Source organism: Maritalea sp. (genome assembly GCF_051251695.1).
In the GTDB taxonomy this organism is placed as follows: Bacteria; Pseudomonadota; Alphaproteobacteria; order Rhizobiales; family Devosiaceae; genus Maritalea.
Genome location: NZ_JBPOEU010000024.1, coordinates 35,465 through 46,083, shown reverse-complemented (window position 1 = coordinate 46,083; position 10,619 = coordinate 35,465). Strand labels below are relative to the sequence as shown.

11 protein-coding genes are annotated in these 10,619 nt (G+C 51.0%); all 11 read right to left on the bottom strand.

The annotated features are described in order from the left end of the window. Positions 1-877: LysM peptidoglycan-binding domain-containing protein (locus ACSHWX_RS14105; protein ID WP_435668867.1), on the bottom strand; the 877-nt coding region annotated here is incomplete at its 3' end. Between the two features lie 74 nt (positions 878-951). Continuing rightward, complete coding sequence (locus ACSHWX_RS14100) at positions 952-1,602, bottom strand: protein-L-isoaspartate(D-aspartate) O-methyltransferase (protein WP_435668866.1); 651 nt, start codon at positions 1,600-1,602, stop codon at positions 952-954. 10 nt (positions 1,603-1,612) lie between these two features. Further along, positions 1,613-2,389 (bottom strand): 5'/3'-nucleotidase SurE, encoded by a 777-nt coding sequence (gene surE / locus ACSHWX_RS14095; RefSeq protein WP_435668865.1) that lies wholly within the window; start codon positions 2,387-2,389, stop codon positions 1,613-1,615. After that, positions 2,389-3,669, bottom strand: coding sequence for a serine--tRNA ligase (serS, locus tag ACSHWX_RS14090; protein WP_435668864.1), 1,281 nt, complete (start codon positions 3,667-3,669; stop codon positions 2,389-2,391). The genes surE and serS overlap by 1 nt, the downstream gene beginning before the upstream one ends. 65 nt (positions 3,670-3,734) lie before the next feature. Beyond that, a complete protein-coding gene (tatC, locus tag ACSHWX_RS14085; protein ID WP_435668863.1) occupies positions 3,735-4,571 on the bottom strand; it encodes a twin-arginine translocase subunit TatC in 837 nt (278 codons plus the stop codon). After that, positions 4,571-5,350, bottom strand: coding sequence for a Sec-independent protein translocase protein TatB (gene tatB, locus ACSHWX_RS14080; RefSeq protein WP_435668862.1), 780 nt, complete (start codon positions 5,348-5,350; stop codon positions 4,571-4,573). The genes tatC and tatB overlap by 1 nt, the downstream gene beginning before the upstream one ends. 60 nt (positions 5,351-5,410) lie before the next feature. Further along, positions 5,411-5,605 carry a twin-arginine translocase TatA/TatE family subunit gene (locus ACSHWX_RS14075; RefSeq protein ID WP_435668861.1) on the bottom strand — a complete coding sequence of 65 codons (195 nt, stop codon included), beginning with the start codon at positions 5,603-5,605 and terminating at the stop codon, positions 5,411-5,413. A gap of 60 nt (positions 5,606-5,665) precedes the next feature. Then, positions 5,666-6,790 carry an ABC transporter ATP-binding protein gene (locus tag ACSHWX_RS14070; RefSeq protein ID WP_435668860.1) on the bottom strand — a complete coding sequence of 375 codons (1,125 nt, stop codon included), beginning with the start codon at positions 6,788-6,790 and terminating at the stop codon, positions 5,666-5,668. After that, the gene (gene scpB / locus ACSHWX_RS14065; RefSeq protein WP_435668859.1) at positions 6,777-7,475 is read right to left on the bottom strand and encodes an SMC-Scp complex subunit ScpB; all 699 of its coding nucleotides are present in this window, start codon (positions 7,473-7,475) and stop codon (positions 6,777-6,779) included. The genes ACSHWX_RS14070 and scpB overlap by 14 nt, the downstream gene beginning before the upstream one ends. A gap of 13 nt (positions 7,476-7,488) precedes the next feature. Beyond that, on the bottom strand, positions 7,489-8,280 hold the full coding sequence (locus ACSHWX_RS14060; protein WP_435668858.1) for a segregation and condensation protein A: 792 nt from the start codon (positions 8,278-8,280) through the stop codon (positions 7,489-7,491). 110 nt (positions 8,281-8,390) lie between these two features. After that, positions 8,391-10,571, bottom strand: coding sequence for an SPOR domain-containing protein (locus ACSHWX_RS14055; protein WP_435668857.1), 2,181 nt, complete (start codon positions 10,569-10,571; stop codon positions 8,391-8,393). Positions 10,572-10,619 lie beyond the last annotated feature (48 nt).

Sequence of the window (10,619 nt, the reverse complement as noted above, 5' to 3'; positions counted from 1 at the left end):
AAACAACATTGCGCGTCGGCACTAGCAAGGATGAAGTTGTTTGGCTCGATTGTGTTGGTTCGCTCTTGGCCGTGATTGCAGCTGGTGGCAGTTTTGCTTCGGCGACCTTTGCAAGATCAACAGGCACAACTGACTTTGCGGGTGAAGATTTGGCAACAACAGTTTTTAGCGCTGTCATTCCAGGGCGCCCAGGAATGATGACATCTTGGCCGACAATGATGCGATCAGGAGATGCAAGACCGTTCGCTGCAACAATAGCGTCGGTTGTCACTTCGTAACGCCGCGCAACTGAATAGAGAGACTCGCCAGACTCAATCCGATGAATGAAGACATTGTCCGACACCGCGCGAGGCGACGTCGCTATGCCTGCGGACTCCAGAATGCTGGCGGTTGTGAAGGAATTGTCTATTTTCGGGGCTTTGGTTAGGTCAACCTCAGCAAGAGATGGCATGGAAGGCATTGACTGGGTACTCGTTACTGGTTGCTGTGTCAAAATAGGCAGTTGCTGACGCATGACGCTAGGCTGCGCTGCGACAGACTGCCCAATATTTGAAGCTGCCTGGACCCGTGTATTCATGCCCGGCACATTTGGGTTTCTTGATTGAATGCGTGAAGAAACGTTACTTTCCCCAACAGCGGCTGCAGGAATATAGGGTGAGCGGGAATTGGACGCGCTCAGATAACGCCCGGCGGACGGCAATTTCGTCGCCGCAACTGCACCTGGCATTTGCTGAGAGAGGTTCGCATTGCTCGCCGTGTTCACAGAATTTGTAACGAGCGACGGTCCAGCAAATCTGGCGCTCGTGCAGCCGGTTACAAGGAGTGCGCATGAAAGCGCACCTAAAACTGCAATGTTAGACTTCTCGCGGATACTCATGAAGCTACTCATACTCAATACAACTCATTGAATGTGAGTATAGATGCGTTAAGGTAAAGGGGAGTTTAAAGCGGCTAAACTTTTCCGGGAACCAAGGGCTGAAGACGAATTTCCCCTAGAGAAATCTGGTCTAACTCGCCATCGACTTTCGTAAATTTTGTAATTTTTTGAACGGATTTTGGTTCACCAACCGCTGCAACCAGTGTGCCGCCCTCTTCCAACTGCTCCAAAATCGAAGCCGGAATGGTGGACACTGAGCCGGTCAAAATGATCCTTGGAAATGGAGATTGAAGGGCCCAACCGTCCAAACCATCACCGTGATGTTCTATGATATTTGATATTTTTAGTCTTTTCCAACTCTGGGCTGCGGCACGAGATAGGCTGCGATGCCGTTCAACCGTGAACACACGTTTGCACATCTGAGCGAGCAATGCAGCGGAGTATCCGCTCCCCGTTCCGACTTCCAAAACTTTTATCGGCCGTTCTTCCAATTCCAACGCATTGAACATTTTCGCCAATTTGATGGGCGAAATCATTGATTGATGTTCAGCAATGGGCAAAGAAACATCGCGATAGGCATGTTCAATATATTCAGCAGGAACGAACAGCTCCCTTGGCACTGTCTCAAGCGCTTTGAGAATATGTGCGTTCATTATGCCTGATTGCCGTGCTTGAAGAACCAGCGATGCGCGGGCCCAGTCAAGGTTTTGGTCTTCATCAGCCATATGGGTGCCCCTATTGATCGAGCGACAATTTGCCTTGCAGATCGTTGATTGCATCAAAATCAGATTGTTGCATTCTTACTGGCGTTACTGTTACCGCATTATGCTCTAAAAGGCGCACACAATCAGCATCGGCGTCTAGTGGCGACGGAGTTTTCAAAATGGTAACGAAAAATTTACCGTCATTGTCACTTGGATAATATTCAAATGCGGCTTCAGAAAATCTTTGGTGCGGCACAAGTTCAATGCCGGTGACCTCATCCGCAGCGCAGCGTGGAAAATTGACATTGTAATAGACGTCTTTGCCAGCACCATTTTCAATGATGGATCGAATCGCGGCTTCGCCATGACGCTCTGCACATTCCCAGCCGATCATTTGCTCGTTGGAAAAATCCATGCTTTGGCTTAGTGCAATGCCCAATGCCCCATGCAACACGCCTTCGCGCGCTCCGGCTGCGGTTCCAGAGCAATGGATGATGTCGGCAATGTTTTGCCCCCGATTTACGCCCGAGAGCACAATATCTGCTGGCTTGTCTTTCAACACATGCGTCATACCAATAACAACACAGTCAGCAGGCGTACCCTCAATCGCAAAGACTTGGCTGTCGCGTTGATCAAGTGAAAGTTCGGTTCCAAGGGTGAACTTGTGCCCTACTCCGCTTTGATTTCCGGCTGGCGCAACAACCCAAACATCATCTGAAATTTTGCGCGCGATCTTTTCTAGCAATTTGATGCCAGGCGCATCCACGCCGTCATCATTGGTCACGAGGATGCGCAATTGATCTGCCATTATTTGCTCGATGCGATTTCTGTCTTGCCGCCCATATAGGGTTGCAACACTTTAGGGATGGCGATTGAACCGTCTTCTTGTTGGTAGTTTTCCATCACCGCAATCAATGCGCGCCCGGTTGCAACACCGGAGCCATTAAGCGTGTGGACAAATTGAGGTTTGCCGTTTTCGTCTCGATAGCGCGCTTCCATACGACGTGCTTGATAGTCACCAGCAACAGAAACAGAGGAAATCTCGCGATAGGCATCTTGGCCGGGCATCCATGCTTCAATATCAAATGTACGCATCATGGTTGCGCCCATATCGCCGGAACAAAGCCGCATCACCCGGTAAGGGATATCTAAGCCTTTCATCACGGCTTCTGCACATCCAAGCATCCGCTCGTGCTCATCAGATGATTTGTCAGGCGTTGTAACGGCCACCATTTCAACTTTGTAGAACTGGTGTTGGCGCAACATGCCGCGCGTGTCGCGCCCTGCAGAACCCGCTTCAGATCGGAAGCACGGCGTTAACGACGTAAAGCGCAGCGGCAATTCTTCTTTGCTGAGCATTGTTTCACGGACCAAATTGGTCAAAGACACCTCAGATGTTGGGATTAGCCACCGATCATCGGTTGTTTGAAACGCGTCTTCAGAAAATTTCGGGAGTTGCCCAGTGCCAAACAGCGCTTCAGAACGAACAAGCAGCGGCGCAACAACTTCTGTGAACCCATGTTCACCAGTGTGCAGATCCAACATATATTGACCAAGCGCACGTTCAAGACGCGCAAGATCGCTCTTAAGGACCACAAAGCGTGAACCGGCAATTTTGGCGGCGATTTCAAAGTCCATCTGGCCGAGTTGTTCGCCAAGCTCGTAATGTTCTTTGGGCGCAAAGTTAAACTGACGCGGTTCTGAGAACTTGCGTAATTCAACATTGTCATTTTCGTCAGCACCATCGGGCACGTCATCGTGCAATAAGTTAGGTAAACCAGCGAGCAGTTCGTTCAATTCAGCGGTTTGTTGCCGCTCAGTTTCTTCACCAGCTTGCACTTTGCCTTTTAGGTCAGCGACTTCTTTGAGCAAGGCTTGCGCCTTTTCCTCGTCGCCTTGCGCTTTGGCCTGGCCAATTTGCTTGGAAGAAGCGTTGCGCGTCCCTTGCCATTCATTCAATTGCAGAACGGTGGCTTTGCGGGCGTCATCAAGCGCGATTACATTAGCTGATTGGGGCTGAACGCCGCGTCTTTGCAAACTTTTGTCGAATGCTTCGGGGTTCGCTCTTATCCATTTTACGTCAAACATGTTGTGCTCCGGCGTGTTGCCGATCTCTTGAAAGATCTCAATTTGTATTTGCTATAAGAAATTTGTTACGAGGCGTCATCGTCTGGCGACGCTGTTTCCGACGTCTCTTCTGAGGCCGCTTGGCGCTTGGCCCGCGATCGCTCAACAAGTTGCACGGCAAATATGGATAGCTCGTAAAGTAGGAAGACAGGCACAGCAAGACCAATTTGTGTCATCGGTTCAGGCGGCGTCAAAAACGCGGCCACGGCCAAAATGGCAACGATTGCGTATTTGCGCCAAGCGCGTAAATTGTCTGCGGTGAGCAGTTCAGCCCGTGCCAATAGCGTCAATATCACAGGCAGCTGGAAACAAAGACCGAAAGCCAACAACAAAGTCATGGTCAAAGATAAGTATTCTGAGACCCGTGTCAGCATTTGAATTGAGGCTTCTCCCGGCGCACTCTGCTCGAACGACAAGAAGAAACGCATCGCCAGTGGCATCACGCCAAAATAAACCAGCGAAGCACCTAAGATGAACAAAACAGGTGTAGCTATCAAATAGGGAATAAATGCTGCGCGTTCGCGCTTATACAAGCCAGGGGCAACAAACATATAAACTTGGCTCGCAAGCACTGGAAATGCCAGAAAAATAGCGCCAAACAGCGCAACCTTTAATTCAGTGAAAAAGGCTTCCTGTGGCGCTGTGTAAATCAAACTAACATCTTCAACGGCCCCGCCGACTGCCTGTACAAAAGGTCCAAGTAAGACGCTGTAAATCTGACCCGCCAAAAAGAAGCAAACAACAAAAAGCACTGCAATTGCGGCGAACGAATAGATCAGCCGAGTGCGCAACTCGATCAAGTGTTCAAGCAATGGCGCTTCACTTTGGCTAACGTCGTCTGGCCCGTCGAGCATCTTGTTCATTATGCATTCCCTTTAGGCGCTGCTGGCTTCTTGGCCGGCGCGCGGCGGGTTCTCGTTGTTGACTTTGCAGCCGCTGGTTTTCTAGCTGCTGGCTTTTTCGCTGGAGCGCTTGCCTTGGAATTGGCTGTCGCATTTGCCTTAGGTTTAGCTGCGGCAGCAACCTTTGGTTTGCGTGCCGTGGGCTTTTTCGCAGGTGTCGCCTTGGCTACTGGTTTAGCCGCAACAGTTTTTGCGGGTGCTGTCTTTTTGGGTTCAGTGGTTTTTTTCGCGGCTGGTTTGCTGGCCGCTGGCTTTTGCTTCGCAGCTGACTTGTTTGCCACCGTTTTGTTCGCAGCAGCAGATTTTGCGGCTAACTTTGTGTTGGGTTTGGCGCGTGATATCGCAGCCTTCATACTGGATGCTGCAGCCTCAGGGTCAGGCTGTGGAATTGCGGACATACCAGAAGACTCGCGAATTTCGTCAGCAACGCTCTCTTGCCCGTCAACTTTTGGCTTGATCGCACCGCTTGGCTCAATTCCATCTTTGCCGATGGTGTTGAACTGATTGGTCAACTCTTCGTGCGTTTCTTTGAGCGGTGCGGTAATGGAGTTTTTGATGTCTTTAACTTCATCAAGGGCCGCTACTTTGCTGATTTCTGATTTGAACTCGTTGCCCATTCGGCGCACGGTGCCGAACACGCGACCCAATTGGCGCAACATTACTGGCAGGTCTTTTGGACCGACGACAATCAGCGCGATCGCCGCAACGATCAACATTTCGCTCCAGCCAATATTCAGCATAGGGCACCCTTAGATTGATGAAGACCCAACCAACTTGGATGGGCAAACCACAAAAGCTAATTAGCTTTTGTCTTTTTCAGATTCTTCTTTTTTGACATCAATTTCAGCAACTTGCTTCTCATCGTCGGACATACCTTTTCGGAATGCTTTGATGCCAGATGCAACTTCACCCATCATGCCTGCAATTTTACCGCGACCAAACAACAACAATGCTGCCACGGCAATGATCAAAATACCCCAAGGACCTGGATTCATGATTTTACTCCTTTTGTGCGCACATTTTGCGCGAAAAAACTTCTAGCTATTCAAATATGGTCAATTTGCATCAAACACAAGGACACGATCAGGGTTTATCGCGATATTTACGTCTTGTCCTGGACGGACTTCATCGCTCGCTGGCCGCCGAACGCGCACAGGTTGATCAATTCCAGCAACAGCAACTTCAATTGTGTCAATTCCGATCGCCGTGTGTTTATTTACAACGCGCCCCATGGCGCCCTCGCCGCTAGGCACAAGATTTGCAGATGCCACCGGGCGCATCGCAACAATAATTTTTGTGCCGTCAGCGCGCCCCTGAACCGCCAGATCGCCCAATGGCGTTGCTGCACGGCCATTGGAAACAACTGCGTGCATTTCAGAAATAGGTGAAAAGAACCGAGCGACATCTAAATCCATCGGCTGATTATAAATCTGATCTGACGAGCCGATTTGCGCAATTTCGCCGTCCCGCAAAAGGGCAATTTTATCGCCAAACAGCATAGCCTCTTCCGGATCATGCGTCACAATTACACATGTTGCGCGGGTTTCACGCAGCACCGCCAACGTTTCTGCCCGAACACTTTCACGCAACCGCGCATCAAGCGATGAAAATGGCTCATCCAATAACAAGAGACCCGGCTTTGGCGCAATCGAGCGGGCAAGCGCCAACCGTTGTTGTTGCCCACCAGAAAGTTGAGATGGATAATCACCGGCGCGGTCAGCCAGACCAACCCGGCGCAGGGCGTGCATTGCTTGAATTCGTGCCTCGCTTTTCCCCAAAGATTTCAATCCATATTCGACATTTTGCGCAATCGACATATGAGGAAACAGCGCGAAATCTTGAAACATCAAGCCAATGCCGCGTTTTTCCGGCCGAACAGAAATAGTTGAAGATGCGACAATTGTTTTGTTAATTTTGATGGTGCCCGCAGAAATATCCTGCAATCCAGCCGTTGCTCGCAAAATGGTGGATTTTCCCGATCCCGACGCGCCCAACAGGCATAAAATTTCACCCGGCGCGGTGGAAAAGTCAGTGCCCTTAAGCACTTCTCGCCCGCCCATGTCGCAATGCACTTGGTTGAATTCAAGCCCGGCAGCAAAACTGATACCAGCAGTGCCGCGTGGTCCCCAATCCTGATCAACTGATGCACGTTTGGCACCAGCAGTTTTATTCAAGGTCATCGTCGCTCAATTCAGTCAGCAGATCATCGCCTTCGTCATCTGCATCAAGCGGGTCTTCATTGTCAAACAAATCCCCATCATTGGGCGAAGGAATGCTGAAATTGGGTGGTAAATTGGCAGAAAGCAGCCCCGTGCCCTTCAATTCGTTCAAACCCGGCAAGTCCGTGATCGTTTCTAAGCCAAATTGGTCCAAGAACTCTGGGGTTGTGCCATAGGTGACTGGTCGCCCCGGCGTACGGCGTCTACCGCGCATCCGCACCCACCCGGCTTCCATCAACACATCCAACGTGCCTTTTGATGTGGCAACACCGCGAACTTCTTCGATTTCGGAACGCGTGACGGGTTGATGATAAGCGATGATCGCCATAATTTCGAGCGCGGCACGAGACAATGGTTTGCGCTCAGTTTCTTCACGCCGCAGCAAAAATCCTAAATCTTGTGCCGTGCGAAAAGCAAAGGCATCGCCCCGCTTCACCAGATTTACCCCGGCATGTTGATATTTTAGCTGCAACTGGGTTGCCAATTGCTCGACATCCGCACCGTCGGACAGAAACGGCTTGGCTTCGTCCAAAACCAAGGGCTCCTTCGCTGCAAACAACAGCGCTTCTAGAACGCGCAAATTGCGGGCGACGATTTCGCCGTCATCTGCGTCTTCTGCCTGCATATTGTCTAAGCTGTCATTCACCAAATGTTCCACCCTACTGCTCTTTGCGCCGTCGAAGCATCAACGGTCCAAACAGTTTTGATTGTCGCAGTTCTAACTGGCCTTGCCTGACCATTTCAAGCGAAGCTGTAAAACTTGAGGCAAGTGCGGTTGTTCGTTCTTCGGGCAAGTCCAAATATTCAGACAAACACGCGTGCAACGGAACCCAATCCGCGCCCTCACCGATCAATCGACGCAGCATATCTTCGGCTTCTTGAAGCGACCATACTGTTCTTGTCACCGGCATATATTCAACAGGGATTTGGCGTTCTCGTTGAACTGCATATGCCCGAAGCAGATCAAAATATGTCGCTTCCCATATTTGTTTTTTGTCCGTCACCACGCGCTCAGGATCGCCGCGCGCAAATATCTCACGCCCAAGTTGAGGGCGATTGATCAATTGGGCGGCTGCATCCCGCATGGCCTCAAGCCGTTTCAGGCGGAATTGCAGCAACGCAGCCATTTCCTCGCCGGTCGGCTCGTCCGTGTCATCGTCCTGCGGAACCATCAGCCGGCTTTTGAGATAAGTTAGCCAAGCAGCCATCACCAAATAGTCAGCAGCTACCTCTATTCGGCGCTCCCTGATCGTATCGATAAAGCTCAAATATTGTTCGGCTAGCGCTAAAACCGAAATGTTGACCAGATCGACCTTTTGCTTGCGCGCAAGGTCCAACAACAGATCCAGTGGGCCTTCATAGCCCTGCACATCCACATACATGACCCCTTCACCGCGCGGGGGACGTATCGGGTCTTGCATAAAATCTGACTGGGTGTCTTTTTGCGCCATTTCACCAACATTTTGAGCCACAAATTCGATTAAAGTGTGGCGTGGTGATAGGCACTGGGTCAAGCAGGATTGGCGACAAACGCCGCCAATTCACCGATTAATCGCAACTATTAGTTGTTTCGGACGAAACAATCTCCGCCCCCGACCTTCAAATTAGAGCACAGCGCATTCGCATCGGTAAGGCTGTTTGCCGGTACACGCACCCTGTAATAGATGCCCTTTTCGCCAAGATCGACACGATTAATATCAATCGTTGCATTGCTCAGCAAGCTCGGGAATTGTCGCTGCAATCTCGCCGCAGTGGTCTGAGCAGTTTCAACAGTTCGCTGAGACGCCAGTTGAACATAAAACGGCGCGGAAACACCATTTGTTGTGCTGGAAGCAACAGTGCTGGTGTTGGTCGTTGGGGTTGGCGCGGATGTTGTTTGTGGCAGCAGCGAAATGGGCTGCGAAGTCGTCGCATCGCTATTTGGTGTCGCGACTGCTGTTGCCAACGGTTGGTTGGTACCTAACCCAGCCGGCCGCGCAGGTGGTGTTGGCGCAGACGGATCGTCAATTGCTGTTGTGTCTGTTGTAGGTGTGTCAGTGATCGCTGGAACAAGCGTAGTGGCATCTGGTGTTACGGATGTAACTGGATCGCCTGACGCAATAGAATTCAACACAGAGGCAATGTCGTCCCCCGTTTCCGTAGTCGCATTACCACCTGTAAGGGCTGGTACGTTTGGCCGCACGCCCTGGGGTAATTGCTCGGCACCAGCAGAGGCTTCGTTGCCGCTTACAATCGTTCCGTCAGCCAAAACAGTGACCGTCTTAACTTTTCGATTTGTCAGCCCAGTACTGGAGCTTGTCGGCGTAACCACGCGCGCAACATTGGTGCCCGAAGCCCCATCTGTATCGTCGCGAGAAACCAACTGTTCGTTGCCGGTGTTTTCAGCGTTTCCATCAAGCGCATTAAACACGCTCGAATTTTCCTCGGTGCTTTGCGGTGTTTCTGGAGCGACTTTTACCTGGGTATTTTGTGCAGCAACGGTTGGCACATCGGTGTCAGCATTTTGCCCATAAAACACCCAATAACCAACACCGCCAACGATTGCCAAAAGCAAAACAGCCGCAACTGAAGCGAAAACGGGCAGCATTCCACCGCGCTTTTCCTCTTCAGGTGTGCCAAAATCACTTCGAATTTGATCGGTTCCAACGGAGGCTGATGCATAATCCTGGTCGGCAGAACTGCGCATGTCAGAATGCACATTTGGTTCGCTCGGGCGAGCTACCGGCGAACGCTGTGTCGCAGCTATTGTTTGTGCAGGCGCAATTGGCGGTGTCACCTTTTTGGGGCCAGCGGCGGCCAATGCAGCAAGAATAGCCGCTTCGGCAGCGTCTGCCGGTGTTTTATCATCGCGATTTTGCTCAACTGGTGTTCGCGTGTCCGCAATTAGATCCTCTATTTCAGACAGCGGATCACTAACGGCCACTGTTGGGTCTGTCGCGTCAACAACCATTGAGGGCGGCACAGAAAACTCGTCTTCCCCACGTTGGGTCTGTGCAGTTTGCTCAGGCACGGGGGCAAAATTTGGCGATGTGTCAGTCAAATTGTCTTGCACCTGATGATCCGCAACTCCACTTTGAGCAACCGGAATTTCATCGAATGTGGGCACCGGTTCAGAGGCCGATTGGCGCTCAACATCTTCAATTAGAGATGCTATGACGTCTAAGTCATCCAATTCCGCAGGTATTTCTTCCTCAGCCGCAGGCTCTGCATCCGAAGCTTGAAGTGCTGGTGATTCCTCGCGCTTTGGAATTAGCGATGGCTTTTCAGCAAACCCTTGCTCGATATTCGATGTAAAATCGAACTCAAACGGCACGTCCACGCTTTGAGTGTTTGGGCTTATCGGGTCTTGTAGCTCAGCTTTAGGGGTCGCAGGTTCTTCAGTGCGCGTAACGGGTGTAACACCCTCACCTATTGTCGAAAACGGCACTGCTGGTGTTGGCTCAGCCTCTACGGGAGCAACAAACGCCTCCTCGGGCGCTTGTTCTTTTGCTTCAACCAATGTTGGTCGGAATGTGGGTTCCGGTTGGGGCGCTTCGGCACGCTCCTCAACTTCAGGGCTTTGCTCGAAAGATTGGGTTGGCGTCGGCATCGAACGCGATGCGACAGTTGCTTGAGCGCGTTCATCAATGGCGTCAGAGACAGTGCTTCTCTTCGCATCATCAGCCACAATGCGCGCCAATTCCGCAATCAAATCGTCAGATTGTTCAAATCCAGAATTCTTCGGATCGTTCGAATTCGTCATATTGCTCGGCCACAGACGTTAATCATGACCCTCACTTTTGTATTCGTG

Excerpts from the sequence above, each read along its gene's own strand:
- ACSHWX_RS14100 (WP_435668866.1), bottom strand. The coding sequence starts at position 1,602 with ATGGCTGATGAAGACCAAAACCTTGACTGGGCCCGCGCATCGCTGGTT.
- surE (WP_435668865.1), bottom strand. The coding sequence starts at position 2,389 with ATGGCAGATCAATTGCGCATCCTCGTGACCAATGATGACGGCGTGGAT.
- serS (WP_435668864.1), bottom strand. The coding sequence starts at position 3,669 with ATGTTTGACGTAAAATGGATAAGAGCGAACCCCGAAGCATTCGACAAA.
- tatC (WP_435668863.1), bottom strand. The coding sequence starts at position 4,571 with ATGAACAAGATGCTCGACGGGCCAGACGACGTTAGCCAAAGTGAAGCG.
- tatB (WP_435668862.1), bottom strand. The coding sequence starts at position 5,350 with ATGCTGAATATTGGCTGGAGCGAAATGTTGATCGTTGCGGCGATCGCG.
- ACSHWX_RS14075 (WP_435668861.1), bottom strand. The coding sequence starts at position 5,605 with ATGAATCCAGGTCCTTGGGGTATTTTGATCATTGCCGTGGCAGCATTG.
- ACSHWX_RS14070 (WP_435668860.1), bottom strand. The coding sequence starts at position 6,790 with ATGACCTTGAATAAAACTGCTGGTGCCAAACGTGCATCAGTTGATCAG.
- ACSHWX_RS14060 (WP_435668858.1), bottom strand. The coding sequence starts at position 8,280 with ATGGCGCAAAAAGACACCCAGTCAGATTTTATGCAAGACCCGATACGT.
- ACSHWX_RS14055 (WP_435668857.1), bottom strand. The coding sequence starts at position 10,571 with ATGACGAATTCGAACGATCCGAAGAATTCTGGATTTGAACAATCTGAC.